Origin of the sequence: Serratia aquatilis (genome assembly GCF_044865145.1) — a bacterium.
GTDB lineage: Bacteria > Pseudomonadota > Gammaproteobacteria > Enterobacterales > Enterobacteriaceae > Chania > Chania aquatilis.
Genome location: NZ_CP173186.1, coordinates 4,338,486 through 4,356,140 on the forward strand (window position 1 = coordinate 4,338,486; position 17,655 = coordinate 4,356,140).

17 protein-coding genes and 1 pseudogene are annotated in these 17,655 nt (G+C 47.7%); 9 read left to right on the plus strand and 9 right to left on the minus strand.

Annotated features, from left to right (window positions below):
• Positions 1–2: 2 nt before the first annotated feature.
• Positions 3–848 (minus strand): diaminopimelate epimerase, encoded by an 846-nt coding sequence (gene dapF / locus SAQUA_RS19570; RefSeq protein ID WP_380678562.1) that lies wholly within the window; start codon positions 846–848, stop codon positions 3–5.
• Positions 849–940: 92 nt separating this feature from the next.
• Positions 941–1,480, minus strand: a complete 540-nt coding sequence (locus tag SAQUA_RS19575) for an HPP family protein (RefSeq protein WP_380678564.1) — start codon at positions 1,478–1,480, stop codon at positions 941–943.
• A 152-nt stretch (positions 1,481–1,632) separates the two neighbouring features.
• Between SAQUA_RS19575 and SAQUA_RS19580 the strand changes: the two genes are divergently transcribed.
• On the plus strand, positions 1,633–2,199 hold the full coding sequence (locus tag SAQUA_RS19580; protein WP_380678566.1) for a TetR/AcrR family transcriptional regulator: 567 nt from the start codon (positions 1,633–1,635) through the stop codon (positions 2,197–2,199).
• A 220-nt stretch (positions 2,200–2,419) separates the two neighbouring features.
• Here SAQUA_RS19580 and SAQUA_RS19585 read toward each other — a convergent pair whose 3' ends face one another.
• The 3 genes from SAQUA_RS19585 to ltrA all read right to left on the minus strand — a co-directional run bounded on the left by SAQUA_RS19585 (position 2,420) and on the right by ltrA (position 6,120).
• Positions 2,420–3,628 (minus strand): IS256 family transposase, encoded by a 1,209-nt coding sequence (locus SAQUA_RS19585; protein ID WP_404413008.1) that lies wholly within the window; start codon positions 3,626–3,628, stop codon positions 2,420–2,422.
• Between the two features lie 89 nt (positions 3,629–3,717).
• Complete coding sequence (locus SAQUA_RS19590; RefSeq protein ID WP_380678722.1) at positions 3,718–4,461, minus strand: hypothetical protein; 744 nt, start codon at positions 4,459–4,461, stop codon at positions 3,718–3,720.
• A 228-nt stretch (positions 4,462–4,689) separates the two neighbouring features.
• Positions 4,690–6,120 (minus strand): group II intron reverse transcriptase/maturase, encoded by a 1,431-nt coding sequence (gene ltrA / locus SAQUA_RS19595; protein WP_380678724.1) that lies wholly within the window; start codon positions 6,118–6,120, stop codon positions 4,690–4,692.
• Between the two features lie 489 nt (positions 6,121–6,609).
• Here ltrA and tnpA point away from each other — a divergent pair, with 489 nt between their 5' ends.
• The 3 genes and pseudogenes from tnpA to tnpC all read left to right on the plus strand — a co-directional run bounded on the left by tnpA (position 6,610) and on the right by tnpC (position 8,826).
• A complete protein-coding gene (gene tnpA / locus SAQUA_RS19600) occupies positions 6,610–6,912 on the plus strand; it encodes an IS66 family insertion sequence element accessory protein TnpA (RefSeq protein ID WP_380678726.1) in 303 nt (100 codons plus the stop codon).
• Positions 6,906–7,241 (plus strand): IS66 family insertion sequence element accessory protein TnpB, encoded by a 336-nt coding sequence (gene tnpB, locus SAQUA_RS19605; protein ID WP_101377488.1) that lies wholly within the window; start codon positions 6,906–6,908, stop codon positions 7,239–7,241. The genes tnpA and tnpB overlap by 7 nt, the downstream gene beginning before the upstream one ends.
• A 65-nt stretch (positions 7,242–7,306) precedes the next feature.
• A pseudogene (gene tnpC / locus SAQUA_RS19610) lies at positions 7,307–8,826 on the plus strand (IS66 family transposase).
• A 389-nt stretch (positions 8,827–9,215) separates the two neighbouring features.
• Here tnpC and SAQUA_RS19615 read toward each other — a convergent pair.
• Complete coding sequence (locus SAQUA_RS19615; protein ID WP_380678729.1) at positions 9,216–9,635, minus strand: ArsR/SmtB family transcription factor; 420 nt, start codon at positions 9,633–9,635, stop codon at positions 9,216–9,218.
• A gap of 123 nt (positions 9,636–9,758) precedes the next feature.
• Here SAQUA_RS19615 and SAQUA_RS19620 point away from each other — a divergent pair, with 123 nt between their 5' ends.
• From SAQUA_RS19620 to SAQUA_RS19635, 4 genes are read left to right on the plus strand one after another with little or no spacing between them, the layout of a single operon-like run.
• Positions 9,759–10,751: an AfsA-related hotdog domain-containing protein gene (locus SAQUA_RS19620; protein WP_380678731.1), complete on the plus strand. Its 993-nt coding sequence runs from the start codon at positions 9,759–9,761 to the stop codon at positions 10,749–10,751.
• Positions 10,752–10,777: 26 nt separating this feature from the next.
• The gene (locus SAQUA_RS19625; protein ID WP_380678733.1) at positions 10,778–11,446 is read left to right on the plus strand and encodes an HAD-IA family hydrolase; all 669 of its coding nucleotides are present in this window, start codon (positions 10,778–10,780) and stop codon (positions 11,444–11,446) included.
• The gene (locus SAQUA_RS19630; protein ID WP_380678735.1) at positions 11,440–12,639 is read left to right on the plus strand and encodes a cytochrome P450; all 1,200 of its coding nucleotides are present in this window, start codon (positions 11,440–11,442) and stop codon (positions 12,637–12,639) included. Before SAQUA_RS19625 ends, SAQUA_RS19630 begins: the two co-directional genes overlap by 7 nt.
• A gap of 15 nt (positions 12,640–12,654) precedes the next feature.
• Positions 12,655–14,196: an MFS transporter gene (locus tag SAQUA_RS19635; protein WP_380678737.1), complete on the plus strand. Its 1,542-nt coding sequence runs from the start codon at positions 12,655–12,657 to the stop codon at positions 14,194–14,196.
• A 355-nt stretch (positions 14,197–14,551) separates the two neighbouring features.
• On the opposite strand, the gene SAQUA_RS19640 is transcribed toward SAQUA_RS19635, so the two are convergent.
• On the minus strand, positions 14,552–15,601 hold the full coding sequence (locus tag SAQUA_RS19640; protein WP_380678739.1) for a tyrosine-type recombinase/integrase: 1,050 nt from the start codon (positions 15,599–15,601) through the stop codon (positions 14,552–14,554).
• 52 nt (positions 15,602–15,653) lie between these two features.
• Positions 15,654–15,833 (minus strand): integrase, encoded by a 180-nt coding sequence (locus tag SAQUA_RS19645; protein WP_380678741.1) that lies wholly within the window; start codon positions 15,831–15,833, stop codon positions 15,654–15,656.
• Positions 15,834–16,048: 215 nt separating this feature from the next.
• Between SAQUA_RS19645 and rluA the strand changes: the two genes are divergently transcribed.
• Positions 16,049–16,669, plus strand: a complete 621-nt coding sequence (gene rluA / locus SAQUA_RS19650) for a bifunctional tRNA pseudouridine(32) synthase/23S rRNA pseudouridine(746) synthase RluA (protein ID WP_380678743.1) — start codon at positions 16,049–16,051, stop codon at positions 16,667–16,669.
• 52 nt (positions 16,670–16,721) lie between these two features.
• Here the strand turns inward: rluA and djlA are convergent, their stop codons facing one another.
• On the minus strand, positions 16,722–17,543 hold the full coding sequence (gene djlA, locus SAQUA_RS19655; protein ID WP_380678745.1) for a co-chaperone DjlA: 822 nt from the start codon (positions 17,541–17,543) through the stop codon (positions 16,722–16,724).
• Positions 17,544–17,655 lie beyond the last annotated feature (112 nt).

Consider the following 17,655-nt stretch of genomic DNA (forward strand, 5'->3'; position numbering starts at 1 on the left):
CATTAGCCAAGATCAAAAAAGCAATCTTCGTCGAGGTTCGATATTGATACTTTTTGTACTGGGCCGCTCATTCTGACCTGAAAATCACCACTGAAGCTGATAGCCAACTGCCCACCGGGCATATGCACCGTAACCTTGTCATCCACGAGCCCAAGCCTGCGCATCGCACTAGCAGCGGCACAACTGCTGCTACCAGATGCCAGGGTATAACCCGCACCACGTTCCCATATGCCTATGCGGATATTGTTGCGATCCTGAACCTCCACAAACTGAACATTCGTTCTTTTAGGAAAGATCGGTAACGTTTCTATTGTGCCGCCCAATTCTTTTACCAAGGCAAGATCCAGCGTCTTAACTTGGATAACGCAGTGCGGATTTCCCATTGATACCAAGGTCGCATTCAGCTTATGACCATCAATCGGAAGTGGTAATGCCAGCGCCTCGTCACCTTCCACTAAAGCGGGAAGTGCTGAAGGGGTGAAATTGGCTTGCCCCATATCGACGATAATTTTATGTCCATCCTCTTTGACTTCACAGCGTACTCGCCCACCAAGGGTATTTACATAAAAAGGTAAATTCGCTACTCGGCCAGTATCAAATAAATAGCGAGCATAGATACGCAAACCATTACCGCTCTTTTCTGCTTCAGAGCCATCAGGGTTAATTATGCGTAATGTCGGGATATCGAGATCATCTATATCTATGAGTAATCCATCGGAACCGAGCCCATAATGACGATCGCAAATACGCTGTATTTGCTGATTGGTCAGACGATCCGCCACACTACGCTGGCAAACCAGGTAATCGTTACCTAAACCGTGATAACGGTGAAAAATAAGTCCATTCATTGGATGCTCATAAAGTGATGCTTTGTGGGGTCTTGCAAAATATCACACCGCTAACACTATGTTGAGGGAGAGCAAGAATATCTTTATGAAAGCTAGGGGTTATCCTTGGGCTTTTTGAGACTCATACCATGCCAATACACTGGCCAATGGTTTTCTTTACCCCAGTTGTTAATCACCGCAGCAATTACAACCAGCAAAACACTACCTAACAGCACGGGTGCCACCAAGAAACTCAACCCAACAACACTTTTACCTGCGAGGATAATAACCAACGGGTTAGCACCTGCCGGAGGATGAACGGCACGCAAGAGCTGCATCAGCATAATGGCTACGCCAACAGCCAGTGACATAACAAAGATAGAATCGCCAAATCCATACAGTGCGGCCAAACCAACAGTTGAAGTTATCAAGTGACCTGCAATGACATTACGCGGTTGTGCCAACGGGGAAGTTGGCGCAGCAAACAAGATGGCACACGTTGCCCCGAAGGGGGCCATCAGCCAAGGCACACCAGCAGCTTGTCCCAGATAACAGAGAACCAGTATCCCAAAAGATCCGCCAATTAATCCGCGCAACAATTGCCCAACACCAGGCCTTGGCGGCAAGCTGCCACCGCCTTTAAATTTTACCATTTTCAAGTTCCTTGTAATCGATTCAAAGAGACAACACAGTTGTGCTAAACTAGGTAGTACAGATCTGTACACACGGTAAATAGTACAGATCTGTACACTTCATAGCAACAATATGTTGTAGTAAAAATGCATGGCATAGATAAGAGAAATGAATGACTAAGAAAGAATACATTCTGGATATTGCAGAGGATTTATTTAATGATTTTGGTTATACCTCAGTGGGCGTTGATTTGATACGTGACAAAGCCGGGGTGTCTAAGACGTCCATGTATCGGTACTTTGGTTCAAAAAATAAGTTGATTGAAGCCGTGTTGGCGCGGCGGCATCAGCGCTTTGCGGACGGACTAAACGCTGCGGTATCTTCAGCAAAAGATATGGAAGGCCGGCTAGATGCCATATTGAGCTGGCACTTTGCCTGGTTCCGACTGGCGAATTTTAAGGGTTGTATGTTTATGCATGCCCTAGCCGAGTTTAAAGGCATGGACGAGATGATATCTAAGTCGGCATCACAGCATAAAATCTGGCTAAAATCATTGTTAATCGCCATCTTCGAACCGAGTCAACAAGACATCGCGCAGAAAGCTGAAACCATAATGACATTTCTTGAGGGAATGATAGTTAGGGCAGAGTTTAGCGATGTTACCGGGTATGAGGAGATTTATCGTTTGGGAGCAAAGACCTTAGCCTCTACGAATCTTAAGACTGCTGATTATGATTAGCGATGAAACGCGCACGCCCGTGACGCCAACTTATTTTTGGGCACCTTGAAAGCGTGCGTCGCTAATTGATGGGCATAATCACGCGTAACTAGCAGCCATTTGAGGTTTGGCGAGCCAAATGAGCGACGAACAATACGGCAATGCGCTCAGATGGCCCCGGCTCTGTGGGTTGTGCCCCAAAAAACGAGCCTGTCCATAATTCTGTGTAACTGCCAACCTATTAAAGGTGACCGTCTAAGCGGTCACCGAACTCGATAATAAAACGACTCATCGCCAACCGCCAGTTCTGGATCGGCATACTCCATTTTTTCGACGCCGCCTGGATGGCCAGATAAATCACTTTTCTCACTGAGTCATCTGTCGGGAACACTTTACGTTTCTTTATCGCCTGACGGATCACGCTGTTCAGCGATTCTATGGCGTTGGTCGTGTAGATCGCTTTGCGGATATCCGCGGGATAACCGAAGAACGTGTTGAGATTTTCCCAGTGAGTACGCCAACTCTTGCTGATTTGCGGGTATTTTTCATCCCACACACCCGCGAACTTGTCCAACGCCATCAGTGCCGCTTCCTCTGTCGGGGCCTGATACACCGTTTTCAACCCGCTGGTGACCGCTTTGTAGTCTTTCCACGACACGTACTTCAGGCTGTTACGCACCATGTGGATAATGCACAACTGGATGTGGGTTTGCGGATAGACGCTGTTTATCGCCTCTGGGAAGCCCTTCAGGCCGTCTACACAGGCAATCAGGATGTCCTGAAGCCCCCGATTTTTTAGCTCGGTCAACACGTTAAGCCAGAACTTGGCCCCTTCATTTTCTGCCAGCCACATGCCCAGAAGTTCTTTCTGACCCTCGGTATTGATGCCCAAGGCAAGGAACACGGCCTTGTTGATGACGCTGCCATTTTGACGCACCTTCACCACGATACAGTCAAGGTAAACAATGGGATACAGTGAGTCCAGTGGCCGGTTTTGCCACTCGGTAACCTGCTCTTTAACGGCATCGGTGACTTTGGATATCAGCGTGGGCGACACGTCGGCATCGTACATCTCCTTGAACGTGGCGACGATTTCCCTCGTCGTCATCCCTTTGGCATATAAGGATAAAATCTGGCTGTCCATCTGCGTGATACGCGTCTGGTTTTTCTTTATCAGTTGGGGCTCAAAGGAGCCTTCACGGTCACGGGGTGTATTCAGTTCGAACTCACCATCATCAGTGAGCAACGTTTTAGACGAGTAACCGTTACGGGTATTCGAGCCTTTTTTAGGGGTATTTTTTTCATGACCGAGGTGGTCAGTCAGCTCGGCATTCAAGGCAGTTTCGACGGTGAGCTTGGTCAACATACGAGAAAACGCATTGAGATCGGCTTCTGTTTTAATGCCTTTGGCCAGCTCAGCAGCGAGTGCCTTAAGTTTCTTTTCGTCCATAATTTGCCTGTCTCCATTGTCAGGAAGAACATATCAAAAACAGGCAATTACACAATTTAAATTACAGTCTCCAAAAAACCCATCTTTTGTTACTTGGTAAACCGCTCAAAAATCTCTTTTGCCGCGGATTTATAGGCTAACTCTTTCAGCTCCATTATCTGCTTTTCATCTACGGAGTCTCGGCTAAACCGACCGCTGCGGGCGCTACTTTCAAAAGTTTCTGGCGTAAAGGCCGTCCAGCGACCGGTCAGAACGTCAATCAGCGCAATACGCAATACGATCCGCATATGCTGAGTTTCATCAGGTAATAGACCACCAACAAAAGGCACCCAAGAAATCACTTTAGTGGCTTTATTTTCGGTGCCGCTTTCCAACTGCCCCCAGTAAACCAAGATCTTTTCTTGGCCACCATTAGCTGCCATCAAGCGCAGTAGTTTAGGATAGTCAACGTTAGGATCTTTACTCTGAGTATCAGCAAAACGGCCTGAATTCGGCGGAATACCTGAGAACACGGCTACGGAATAAAACTGCTTGAGTGCATTCTGCATGGCCGGATCGGGCGTCATCGCACCTGACTGGATGAGCAAAATAGACGAATTCTTCGGTAATCTGAAACTGCCACGGGAATTATTGAGGGCCGTTTTGATATCATCATCAGTAATACCCTGCTCAGGCATCGCGCCTAGTACGTCCTGATCCCTTAACTCACCACTATAAAACTGATTTTGTCCACTACCGGCATTGGAAATAGAACGTGTTACACAACCTGAAACCATCAAGATACTTATCGCAAGTAATAACCCAGACCATTTACCCGCAACACTGCTTTTCATATATTCATTCCCTAAATTATGACTGCCCGGTTGGCATTACAGGCTACCAGAAAACAAGATTTACTCACGCTTTCTGTACGTCATAACTACAAAATGTCATGGCTGCCAATCAGGCTTCGGGAGAGTGATACAGCTTAGCGCAAGCACGTCAGTCGGGCCGCGGTAGGACGGAGGTTACCCTCCGCCCCCCGCACAGATCCGGACGTGCGCTGCTAACGCATCCGGCTCTTACCTCGGGTGTTTGGCGTAGAAGCGTTGTAAAGGATAAGGATGGACAACTCTGGCCTTCGGTACCCATCTTTCGCACAAGAGCTTGAAGCGTTCCCAGGTCATGCTGTGACGTTGACTTCTTCGTCTCAGTGCCTTCAGCCACAATCGCTTCACTTCCTCCACGAATTGACTTATAGCTCTGTGATTAAAGGGTACGCCATAGTAGTTTATGTGACCCTGTACCACCCGCGTCAGCCAGCGGCCAGTTTCTGCTGGCCTTTCGTGTAGTCGTTTACGAAGTTCCTGCTTCACCCGCTTCAATTGGGCTATCTGTCGTTTTCGTTTGGTTTTGCGCATCACGGCATGTTTGCCCGAGTGCAGGCGACCTATATAGTGGGTAAATCCCAGGAAATCAAACGTCCCCGGCTTGCCACTATCAGGTCGTTCTTCATACTGTCTCAGGGCGAATCGACCAAAACGCACCAGCCGGGTTTTGTCCGGATGAACTTTCAGGCCAAATTGTTCCAGTCGTTGATGCAACGATGACAAGCATTCCCGGGCGTCCCTATGTTTCTGAAAGCCCAGAACTGCATCATCTGCATACCTTACGATCACGACATCTCCTTGTGCATTCTGTCGGCATTTGTTCAACCAGAGATCAAAGCTGTAGTGGAGATAAATATTCGCAAGTAACGGTGAGCACACCGCCCCCTGCGGCACTCCCCGGTGCGACTGTTGTCGGTGACCGTGTTCATCCACCACGCCAACAGTGATCCATTGCTTGATTAGCCGAAGTATCCTCTTGTCCCTAACACGGTGCTCGATAAACCGGATGAGCCAGCCATGTTCTACGGTATCGAAGAACTTGCTGATGTCCAGATCCAGCACCCAGTTTACTTTTCGTTCCATAATCGCCACGTTTAACGCATCCAGTGCATCGTGCTGCCCTCTCCCCGGTCTGAAACCGTAGGAGAAACCCATAAAATCAACTTCATAGATTTGGTTTAGCACGGTGACTGTTGCCTGTTGTACGATTTTGTCTTCCAGACACAGGATACTCAACGACCTTTCAGTTCCATCTTCTTTGGGGATCAGGACCCGCTTTGCAGGCTTCGGCCTGTATTGTCCCCGCTGAAGTCTGCCATGGAGTTCACTGAGATGGCTTTGCGCATTTTCAGCGTAGCGTTCCCATGTCACTCCATCACAGCCTGGTGCTGATTGGCGTTTAAGTTGGTCAAAGCTCTGTAATAGCAGCTCTTCGCTCACATGGTGGAAGAGATTCGTAAACTGCTGTTTCTTCTCCTTTCTTGCTGCTTCTCGCACAGCCAGCAGTCGTGACGTCGTATTCTCCCGGCTCTGCGTCCGGATACGGGCGTACTGTTGGCTGTTCCCCTTGGTCGGGAGCCTTCCCTCCATCAATTCCGCCACATTGTTACTTGTCTTGTTCATTGATTTCTCCGGTACTATGCTCCCGTCCGACTTCCTGAAACACAGCACCGCTTCGCCTTACGGTTTAGGCTGCGCCGTCCCACTGGCTCAGGGTGGGAATTTGTTCAGGATCTCCCAGGTTCCGTATGATGAACTTCCTCACATGCACAGGGTCTCCGACCCCGGGAGGCATGTCCGCGTTTTGCCATAGCAACACGGCCATTGTAGGTTTCTGCTTCGCTTAACAGCATCACCGCCTCCGACTCCTAATTACGTGGCTCAATACCTGGCCTGTGAGTGCCTTCGCTAACACTTCACGTCAGAAGTTACCCGCTGCCGCGCATAGCTAAAGGTCTGGGCGAGTGGCTAGTTCTTATCCAGGAGGGACTTCCACCCTCGGTTCTATCACCAGCTTGCCTGGCGTACTAAGCGTCCGGTGATCTCATATTGCTAACAAAACTCGGCTGCCACATGCTGCCCTCATTCAATACAACGGATCGGAGGTGAAATATGGCAAAACGGTATTCTCACAGTGAGCGGCAACAACATCTCGAGGCCTGGCAACAGAGCGGATTAACCAAGCAGCACTATTGTCAGCAACACGATTTAAACCCAGCCACCTTCTATTATTGGCTTAAGCATCATCGCGATGACGCTACTGTGACCGTTCCTGCCGCTTTTATTCCTGCGCGCCGAGTGATACCTGGGAATAATGACGCCGACACCGTGACGCTCAACCTCCCCAACGGCTGTTCAGTCAGGTGCCTTCCCGCTCAGTTGCGCGCCGTGATGCAGGCCTTGTCCCTATGCTAACGCCGCAGCACATCTGGCTGGCGCGGGAGCCTGTCGATATGCGCCGGGGGATTGATACGCTGACGCAGTACATTACCGACCACCTGCACCAACCCTGGCAAGGGGAAGCCGCTTTTGTCTTCTGCAACAAGGCACGCTCGCGCATCAAGGTTCTGCGCTGGGACAAGCACGGTGTCTGGCTGTGTCTGCGTCGTCTTCATCAGGGCCACTTTATCTGGCCTCGGCAAGGTGATGTTGCCTGGCTGCTGTCACCCGAGCAGGCCGACTGGTTGATGAAAGGCATTGACTGGCAGCGGGTGGATGGCCTGGATTTAACCGGCTGGAAATAACAACAAAAGTAATTAATACATTGATTATCAATGACAATATGCTGCCACGCTGATAAAATAGCGGCATGAATATCGATGCACTGCTGACCTCAAAAGACCCCGACGAACTGCGCTCTCTGGCGTTGAAGTTACTTGCGGAGCTTGAGCAGCGAAATCAGGCGCAGGCAGGCTATATCCAGCAGTTGGAAGAGGCCTTGAAAAATGCCCGTCAGTGGCGCTTCGGGCGTAAAAGCGAAGCCTTCCAAGGGGAACAACGCGGGTTGTTCGACGAAGATATCGAGGCCGATGCCGCCGATATCGAGCAGCAACTGGATACCCTGTTACCTGAACCAAAAGCACCAAAACCGCAGAGGGCTAAACGCCAGCCCCTGCCGCCTGAACTGCCCCGGGAAGAGGTCCGTCTGGCCCCTGCATCCGACAGTTGCCCAGACTGTGGGCATACTCTGCGCTTCATCCGTGATGAAGTCAGCGAACGGTTGGAATATGTTCCGGCTCGCTTCATCGTGCATCGCCATGTCCGCCCGCAGTTCAGTTGTGCACACTGTGAGACCGTGGTCAGCGAACCGCTACCGGCACAGCTGATTGAAAAAGGTCTGCCGGGTCCGGGTCTTCTGGCGCAGGTGGTGTGTGCCAAAAGCCTTGACCATCTGCCGCTCTACCGTCAGCAGGTGATATATCAACGTAGCGGTGTCGACCTGCCTCGCAGTACGCGGGCTGGTTCGGTGCGGTAGGGGCGGCCCTGAAGCCGTTGGCCCAGGCGCTGCATCAAGACCTGTTGCAACACCCGGTCCTGCAGGCCGACGAAACCCCGCTCTCCCTCCTCGATCCCGGCAAGGGCAAAACCCAACGCGGTTACCTGTGGGCTTATATCACCGCGCTTGGTGCTGAACGGTCGATAGTCTTTTATGACTGCCAACCGGGGCGCAGTGGGCAATATGCCCGCGATGTGCTTGAGGGCTGGCGCGGCACCCTGGTGGTAGACGGTTATGCCGGTTACCAGGCGTTGTTCGACAGTGGCCAGGCGCTTGAAGCGGGGTGTTGGGCGCACGCCCGGCGCAAGTTCTTCGAACTGTTTACTACCAACAAAAGCCCGGTGGCCAAGGTTGCGCTGGATACAATCCGTGAGCTTTATAAGCTTGAGCGTAAAATCAAACATCGGTCGGCGGATAAGAAACGCCAATGGCGACAACGATATGCAAAACCCCGACTGGACGCCTTCCATCAGTGGTTGTTGTTGCAACAAACGCAAACGGCCCCGAACTCCGGGCTGCGCAAGGCGTTGGACTACCCCCTGAAACGTTGGTCAGCGTTGCTACGCTATCTGGATGATGGGCGCGTGCCCATTAACAATAACCGCACTGAGAACTGCATCCGTCCGGTGGCCGTAGGCCGCAAAAACTGGTTGTTCGCCGGGTCGTTACGGGCAGGGCAAAGGATGGCGGCTATCTTGAGTCTGCTGGAAACCGCCAAACTCAATGGCCACGACCCGTATATCTGGTTGCGAGACGTGCTGACCCGCTTACCCACCTGGCCGAACAGCCGGATCAACGAGCTATTACCCTACGCCGAAAACAGCTTCAGCTAATATCCGCCAGCTTATTACATTGTGTTAATCACACAACGCGAGTTCGCCGCTCGGTTACGAAAGCTTGGCAGTCTACGAGTTTGTACGCGATCATCCGGGGCTAATATGCGCGTTAGAGCACGATGGGTTTGTCTCTTACCGTTTGATCAATGATGGGGATTGGCAACATCCGTTTTTGAAGATCGTGCTGAAGCATTCATGTAGTGCTTAGGCTCTGTTCCGCGACTATTTTTTGTAAAATTCGCGTCGCCATTACACAGAGCCACAAAAGCCACTTGATCCGACATTGGAAGTCACTCCACGGCCTGCTTTCTAGCAGGCCGGTCTAGCGCAACCAAACGCTGCAACGCCTAGCAATATACATAACGAGGATTGTCCAGAAACAATCACTATTTCAAATGCCTGACAAGGATATTTAGTAGTCCAGGGTACATTTTTTCAATTTCATCACGCCTTAGCTGAGCCAACGATATGTTGCCTTTATCAATTAGTGAGACAAGGCCAGCTTCACGTAATACCTTAAAATGATGAGACCTCGTTGCACGACTAAACTTTGTCAGACAATCGAACGAAGAACAGTGCCTTTCAGAATTTGCCTCATCATTGAACAGTTCCTGTACGATATTCAATCGCGTTGGATCGCTTAATGCTTTGAATACCGCTGTCAAAACCAGTGGAAAATCCCGTATCACTACATTATTCATGCAAATATTCCCCAATTTTAAACCTAAAAAATGAATTTTAATTTTTATACAAAAAAATACTAAATCAAAAAAACGTTGACTTTCAGTAAGTTTTGTAAATATCATGTAAATAATCCATCTAACGTTAGACGGTCATCTAACGTATTATACCTATTTAACGTTAGAAGCACATGTAACCATAGCACTACCGCCGAAATGTGTCACCCTTACACTACATGGAGTATGTATATGAGTAATGCTGTACGTCAGTCTTGTGAAGATGAGCATTCATCTGCATTTATTCATTCTGGTAGTACGATTGATAGGAAGTATGTTCACCGTCAGGCAATTAATGAAGTTTTTATCACAAACCAACATCAGTTGGCAGACGACCATTTTATGATCTCTGCTGCATTACCAAAATCACATATGTACTTTAACGATCATTCTAAACTAGCAAACGGCAAACAGTATTACGACCCAATGTTATTGTTAGAGGTTTTTCGGCAAACATCTATCTGTGTAACTCACAAATACTATGATGTACCTTTTAGCGCAAAGTTTATTTTTAACGATGCTAAATTTAATATGATTGATTGTCAAAAACTAGAAATCACTCAAACACCTTCATTAGCTTCAGTAGAAGTAAAAATTACTAATCATAAGTATCGTAAAAATTTTTTAACGGGCTATACATTAGAAATGCAACTTTCTATTGATAATGTCATCTGTGCTCAAAAAACAATGGGTATCGGCTGGATGGAAGGCTCAGTCTGGAAAAAGTTAAGATCAAAAGTAGAAAGCCAGGCGTCATTAAATCACTTAGATATTAAACCGGCAAGTTGCTTATCCGTTGGACGTATTGTCTCACACAATGTTGTCATCGGTGACACGCAAATAAAAAACGATCACTTCACAACGGCATTGATTGTCGACCAATCATATTCACCTATTTTCGATCACCCGCTAGACCATGTTCCCGCTATGTTTATCATCGAGGCATTTAGGCAAACGGGAATACTGGCGGCGAAGATATATAAGGATATACCTGTAAATCAACTAATTTTTCACGACTGCAATATTAGCTTCCAACAGTTTTGCGAGTTAAACAGCAGATCTCAATGCGTTGTCAGTTTTCATGAGATAGAGTTTATTAAAAATTTAATTCATATTCCAATCTATCTTTTACAGGAAAATATTAAAAACACTTTTGGCACTATGACTTTTAAACATTTTGCTTAAAATCAGATTTATAAAACGGATTATCTATGGATTATCATAAAGAGAATACTGCCTTCTATTGGTTTGACTTTGGCGGTGTACTATCGCCACCTATTGCGACTTTATTCGACTTTTATTATGAAAAAACTGGTATTCCAGCCAATCAACTACAGGCGTCAATGAAAGCCCTTGCTGATGACATGGAGCTACCAACGTTGGCACCAATCGAGAGCGCAATTCTTACCGAGAAAGAGTGGGGAACGCGCCTTCGGGCCGCAATGGCAAGGCTTTTTCCCGCAACTGATACCAGTAAGGCGCAATTAGAAAACTTCGGCCAACAGTGGTTTGCCGAAGTTCAACCAAACTCAGCAATAATTCAGCGTATTAAGGATATGCGAAATGCTGGCCATCGAGTGGGCATCCTGACCAATAATGTCATCGAGTGGCAACCTTATTGGCAGGCCATGGTTGGTCTTAATGATGTAGTTGAACACATTGTTGATTCTTGTAAGGTCCGGTGCAGAAAACCGGAGCATAAATTCTTCGCCATTGCCGAGCAGGTTGCCGGCGTTTCACCACAGCATTGCGTACTGATAGATGACCTGCTGGAGAACTGCGTATCAGCAGAAAAGCGCGGCTGGAAGACAATTCAATTTACCAACAATGAAGATTGTTTTGAGAAATTAGACAAAATAATCGGAGACAGAAAGTGTTAGATAATAGAAATTACCTTATTTCAGACATACCAAATTATGACCCCCAACCGGGCTACGACGTCGTTAAAGCCGCTACCTACCAAAATATAGGTATAATTCGGTTATTAAGCGGCCACGAAGCGTTTCACGTTATTAATTATCAGGATGTGAAGAAAATTCTGATGGATAAAAACTGTATCCGCAGCCCTTCGAATGAAGTGGGGGCACCCAGTATATTACCGACACTAACGCCGAAGGATATGTTATTGAACCTGGATTTTCCAGACCACACACGACTAAAGCAATTTATCTCCAAGGACTATAGTCTTAGTGGGTTGAGGTGGCTAGAACCCGTGATTATAAGGTTAACGAAAAAATACGCCGACGAGATTGCACAAAAAAGCCATGCAGACCTATTTAGTGAGCTGCTTGACCACGTTGCTTCTGAGACGAACTGCACTTTATTGGGAATTCCCTTAGAGGATCAACATTATTTTCGCAAGCTGAGTCATATTGTGCAGATCGCCGATCCTAGCGATGTTGAAGAATTAGTCAGACAGTTTGAGCTACTGTACAGCTATGTCATGGAACATGTGCAGGGTAAAAGGCCACATACTAATGATGGTTTAATTGCCAAATTTTTGCAAAATAGGACTAACTGCCAGCCACCGCTCAGCGACGAAGAGTTGACGGCCATTCTGCTAGGTGCACTGCTTGGTGGTGATCAAAATACTCTGACAGTCATGACAAAAATTGTCTATGGCCTGCTCTGTATGACGGAGTTGTGGCAAAAACTACACGACGAACCGGCTCTAATCCCTATAACCGTTGAAGAAATGCTGAGGCTAACCAACCTCGGCAACACGTCTACCTTTCCACGTATTGCAAATCAAGAGATCCGCTTGACGACCGGTACTATCCCAGCAGGTTCCGCCATTCACGCAGATGTGATTCTAGCAAACCGCGATCCTGGTGTTTACGCTGAACCGCTGCTGATAAACCCTTATCGTGAAGGGAACCGCCACCTCCAGTTTGGCTATGGCATGCACAACTGCATGGGGCAAGAGCTTGTACGTTTAGAAATCAACACAGTGGTTAGCATTCTAACCCAGCAATTTCCTCAAATGAGACTGTGCCAAGACAAACTTCATTATTTGCGGTGGTGCGAAGGTATCGTGCTGCGTCGCCCAGACGAATTGCCGGTTATTCTTTAACTAATAGGAGCCACTATGTCCCAGAACCAAACTCAAAGCAGCGGAATGCTTTTATTTGCTATTTTGTTAGCGGTATTCGTTGTTCCGAGTTCTATTTCAGGAACGGCTATTGCATTACCATCCATTAGTGCAGATATGGATGCAAGCCTGTCGACGCTACAGTGGGTAGTAAATGCCTTTAACCTGATGTTTGCCTGCTTTACACTCTTTTGGGGAACTTTAGCCGATTCTTACGGGCGGAAAAAAGCCTTTTTGCTTGGTGCTGGCATATATACCGCAGCGTCAGTTGCATCGATGCTTGCTCCAAATGCGTTATTTCTTGACGTAGCACGTGCTTTTGCCGGGATCGGCGGCGCTGCGATCTTCTCATGTGGCAGCGCTATTTTGATCGCTCAGTTCGAAGGTAGTAAACGGACTCAGGCCTTCGCCTTTTTTGGAACCACTGCCGGTATTGGCATTACGTTAGGTCCGACTATCTCAGGTTTCATTCTTGACTTCATCAACTGGCGAGCTATTTTTGCTGTCCATGCAGTCGTACTAACAATGGTACTACTTCTTGCAACAGCTATTCCCAAGGACGCAGTTAGCAGCAAGAAATTCAGTTTCGATACTGCTGGAACCGTACTTTTTATCGCTAGCCTGATGCTGTTTATGCTGACCCTAGTGCAGGGCGCTCAATGGGGTTGGACCAATGCTAAAACGCTGTTACTATTGGCAACTAGTATCGTATTCGCCATCGGTTTTTATCTCTACGAGTTGCGTATTGATAATCCAATGTTGAATTTTGACCTATTGAAAAACCGTACCTTTGTTGGGTTAATCCTGATTCCGGTCGTTGCTAGCGTTATTTTTGTCACACTTTTAACATACTATCCAAGCTATTTGACTGGCGTAATGCAGTTGACACCTTCGAAAGCTGGCTTAATGATGATTTCTTTAACGTTGCCAGTACTCTTCTGTCCAATTTTGGCAGGCAAGATAGTTTCACGCGGCATCTCAGCCCGCTTGGTTCTGTTTATTAGCCTAGTTTCTTTTATTGCAGGTGGTATTATTTTAGCTGTTACCAGCCAACCCGGCAGTGAATTATGGTCGTTAGCGATACCACTTTTACTGATTGGTATCGGCATGGGGCTATCAGCAGGATTGGTTGACGGGGTGGCCTTAAGTAGTGTAGACCCCTCACAAGCAGGTATGGCTGCTGGGCTGCTTAACACACTTCGGTTAGGTAGTGAAGCGCTGGCAGTTGCGCTTTATGCTTCGCTACTAACATCCTATCTGACTGATTCTCTGCCAAGTCTGTTTGCTCAGTTTCACCCTTCAGCGTCCCAAATGTCTGACTGGGTTAGTGCTATTGCATCAGGCAACCTCGCGACCCCATTGAAAGACATTACTGATAGTAACCTGCTAACAGCTATTATTAATCAGTACCACGATGCGTTTATTTATGTTTTGAATATTCTTAACGTCGCAACTGTGGCGCTGTGCTTCTATATAGCATGGCTATTACTCAATAAGCACAGAGCCGAACAAGGGATATCAGCAAACGAAAATAGCTAATGTCAACCTGAGCGTAGGCTTCAGAGAGTGGCCTATATAACATTGAGCCACTCCTTTAATTACCAGTCCCAAACCACCTCCTTGTGAGGTGGTTATTTTCCTGTAAGGCTATATAACCTGAAGAAAACCCATGCCAGAAAACTCCAATTTACTCAAAACAAGTTAAGAAAGAATTCACGGACATGAGCTTTATGTATTCTAGCAGGTAACAGCAAAGCTTAGGTAAACAACGTGATCTCCGATCAGGATGAGTGCCAATATCGTTGGTGCTGATAGCCACGATAATGTGATTGATCTTAGCCGCTATCAGTAGAAGAAAAAGTGATTCAGGTACGCCAGTGCATGAGCTAGACACTTACGCTTTCAATGTGTCGAGATAGTCCGCCCATTTTTGCAGCCAAACCTTACATTCCGCCTCGTAAGTATGGAGGTTATAGGTGCCTTCGATACCCTTGCGAGAGTGGCCCAAAACGGCTTCTGCGACCTCACTGGGACATCCAAGTTTAGCCAAGCCAGTTCGCACGGTTCGGCGGAGGTCGTGCGGTGTCCAGTGAGGGATATCAAGCATTAAGCCTAAATTGCGTAACCTGTTTGAAGCTTCATTCAAAAAATGCTGAGTAATGGGTTTGTTGCGTCCGCGTGACGCAAATAAATGATAGGTTGAAGAAGAAGTTCTGAGTGACTCAAGGAAGTCTATTGCCTGTTTCGATAATTGAACATGCCGTTCACTGCCTGTTTTAGTTTCTCTCAGGTGGATGGTGCCTTTTTTAAAATCAACATTATCCCATGCCAACACACAGATTTCCCCAGTACGGCAACCTGTCAGAAGCGTCAACTGAAAAACATTTTTAATGTTTGATGGATAATAAGATATTGGCAACCACGTCAAAAACTGAGCTAGCTCTTTGTCTGATAGCACTCGTTTACCAGGCGTAGATGTCAGTTTCACTCTGGCTTGTGTCAGACTGGCTTTAGCTAGCAATGCCGGGTTAGCAAAGTTTTCATCCAGTTTGCCAAGACCTAGAGCAAACTCGTAAGCCGCACAGAGTTCGCGTAGAATAATTCCGGCAAGCACATTAGCGCCGCGTTGAACAACAGCCATAACTAGATCGACAACATCCTTACGGGTGACTTCCTGCGCAGGAGACTGGCCGATTTTATCCACCACATCTTTGGTTAAAGTTCTTCGGGTAGCGTACTGGTTTTGCTGTTTTCTGGCTCCCCGGATGATTTTGCTATCTTTCCCATGACGATCTTCAATATGCTGAGTCAAATACAGTTCAACCAAATCTTTGACGGTGAAAGCAGCCTTTTTCTCAGTGAGTTCCGTTTGCTGTTTGTGGTGTTTTTCTGCTTTAAGTTCATTGGCAGGGCAGCGGCCTTCATTCTTTACCTGCTTGAGCACGTGCAGTTCAGCACGAGCCTGCGCCAGTGAAATATTAGGGAAGTGGCCGATCTTAACTTGGGTGAGTTTGTGAGAGAGGACTGGTGTAGCGGTAGAAGAAAGTTTTTACTCCGGTAGCTCCACAAGTGAGCCTTAATCCTCGATTTTCGCCGGTATCAGCTTTGTCTTTGTCACCGGGTTTCATAGCTTCAATGGCTTTGGTTGACAGTGGTTTTTTCTCTGTTTTTTCCACCTAGCTGGCTCCATGTGTAGTCACTGTTGTATGACATACATTATACCATAGGCAAGCTTACAAGCTACATTTTGGCCTACATTAAAATGTAGGATTCAGTGGTTTTTAGTGGGATTTGATGGGACAACAAGAGATTATGACACCTTAATAAAATTGAACAAAATCAATAAAATAAACAACAAAACACTAGATAAAACAGATAGAGACAGGTACATATGATAGTAATTTATCAGGATGAACACATCATCGTGATCAACAAGCAAAGTGGGCTGCTCTCCGTGCCTGGCCGCTTGCCGGAAAACAAAGACAGCCTGATGACGCGTCTGCAGGTCAATTTCCCCGCTGCCGAATCGGTACATCGTCTGGATATGGCCACCAGCGGCGTTATTGTCGTTGCCTTGAACAAGGCTGCTGAGCGCGAGCTCAAACGCCAGTTCCGTGAACGTGAACCGAAGAAATCCTATATCGCGCGCGTTTGGGGACACATGGAACATGATGAAGGGTTGGTGGATTTACCACTGATTTGCGACTGGCCAAACCGGCCATTACAGAAAGTATGTTTTGAAACCGGTAAATCGGCGCAGACCGAATACCTGGTCCTTTCGCGTGACGCGGACGGCAGTACGCGGGTAAAACTGACGCCTATTACTGGGCGTTCACATCAGTTACGCGTCCATATGCTTGCATTAGGGCATCCCATTCTGGGGGACGGTTTTTACGCTCACCCGGAAGCTAAAGCGATGGCAACGCGCCTGCAATTACACGCGCAAGAACTGCGTATCACTCATCCAGCATTCCAGACTCCAATGCATTTTCGCGCCGAGCCGGATTTCTAGCCTTGATCAAAAGGGGCGCAACATATTGCCCCCCTTTTCACACTCAGCAGACTTACTTGAAGCCTTTCTCGCGTTTGATCAGATCATACGCAGCCTGGATTTCCTGCGCTTTCTGTTTGGCCATTTCCATCATCTGCGGTGGCAAGCCTTTCGCTACCAGCTTGTCGGGGTGATGCTCGCCCATCAGTTTGCGATAGGCTCTTTTAATTGTGGTTGCATCATCGCTGGTGCTGACACCCAACACTTTACACGCATCTTCCAGCGTAGGGCCTCGTTGCGTCTGCTGATAGCCACCATGGGAGTAGTTCCCCTGCTGTCCGCCACCAAACTGACGGCCGCCTTCCATCATGCTCAGGAACTGATCGAACTGTGCGCGTGAAATCCCCAGCTCTTCGGCAATCACATACAGCACCTGCCTTTCATTGGGATGCAGAGAACCATCAGCAAAAGCCGCCTGGATCTGAATTTCCAGAAACATGCGGATCAGATCAGAACGCCCAAAGCAGATACTGCGAAACTGCTGCAGCGTTTCACGTAACGGGAACTGGCTCTCTTTACCTTCGCGAAATGCATTTTGCGCTGCGGTACGGGCTTCGCCGTGCAATTGCAGGCGATCCATAAACAGGCTGGCTATCTGTATATCGGCTTCAGTCACCCGCCCTTTCGACTTGGTCAGGTGCCCCATAACCTGAAACGTGGTGCGGAAAAATAACGTCTGCCGCGTTTGTTGATCGGCAAAAAAACCGCGGCTGCGCTTGTTATTTCGCGCGGTATCGATCATATGGCCGACAATCAGCCCCAAAACTACACCCCAGAATCCTGCGCCAGACCAAATGGCAACAATCACTCCGAGCAGCTTTCCCCAATACTGCATAGATTCCCCAACTATCAATCATAATCCGCACATACCCAGGTATGCTATCAGAGAGACAAGTACCCACTCTGTTACTGTAACTTCACGTGCTTTGAGGAGTTCCCCCTCGGTT

What these genes read in the sequence shown, in the direction of transcription:
- rluA (WP_380678743.1), top strand. Translation starts at nt 16,049, where the DNA reads ATGATAGTAATTTATCAGGATGAACACATCATCGTGATCAACAAGCAA.
- djlA (WP_380678745.1), bottom strand. Translation starts at nt 17,543, where the DNA reads ATGCAGTATTGGGGAAAGCTGCTCGGAGTGATTGTTGCCATTTGGTCT.
- tnpA (WP_380678726.1), top strand. Translation starts at nt 6,610, where the DNA reads ATGGCAAAACGGTATTCTCACAGTGAGCGGCAACAACATCTCGAGGCC.
- SAQUA_RS19625 (WP_380678733.1), top strand. Translation starts at nt 10,778, where the DNA reads ATGGATTATCATAAAGAGAATACTGCCTTCTATTGGTTTGACTTTGGC.
- SAQUA_RS19620 (WP_380678731.1), top strand. Translation starts at nt 9,759, where the DNA reads ATGAGTAATGCTGTACGTCAGTCTTGTGAAGATGAGCATTCATCTGCA.
- ltrA (WP_380678724.1), bottom strand. Translation starts at nt 6,120, where the DNA reads ATGAACAAGACAAGTAACAATGTGGCGGAATTGATGGAGGGAAGGCTC.
- SAQUA_RS19575 (WP_380678564.1), bottom strand. Translation starts at nt 1,480, where the DNA reads ATGGTAAAATTTAAAGGCGGTGGCAGCTTGCCGCCAAGGCCTGGTGTT.
- SAQUA_RS19615 (WP_380678729.1), bottom strand. Translation starts at nt 9,635, where the DNA reads ATGATATTTACAAAACTTACTGAAAGTCAACGTTTTTTTGATTTAGTA.
- SAQUA_RS19585 (WP_404413008.1), bottom strand. Translation starts at nt 3,628, where the DNA reads ATGGACGAAAAGAAACTTAAGGCACTCGCTGCTGAGCTGGCCAAAGGC.
- SAQUA_RS19590 (WP_380678722.1), bottom strand. Translation starts at nt 4,461, where the DNA reads ATGAAAAGCAGTGTTGCGGGTAAATGGTCTGGGTTATTACTTGCGATA.
- SAQUA_RS19635 (WP_380678737.1), top strand. Translation starts at nt 12,655, where the DNA reads ATGTCCCAGAACCAAACTCAAAGCAGCGGAATGCTTTTATTTGCTATT.
- SAQUA_RS19580 (WP_380678566.1), top strand. Translation starts at nt 1,633, where the DNA reads ATGACTAAGAAAGAATACATTCTGGATATTGCAGAGGATTTATTTAAT.
- tnpB (WP_101377488.1), top strand. Translation starts at nt 6,906, where the DNA reads ATGCTAACGCCGCAGCACATCTGGCTGGCGCGGGAGCCTGTCGATATG.
- dapF (WP_380678562.1), bottom strand. Translation starts at nt 848, where the DNA reads ATGAATGGACTTATTTTTCACCGTTATCACGGTTTAGGTAACGATTAC.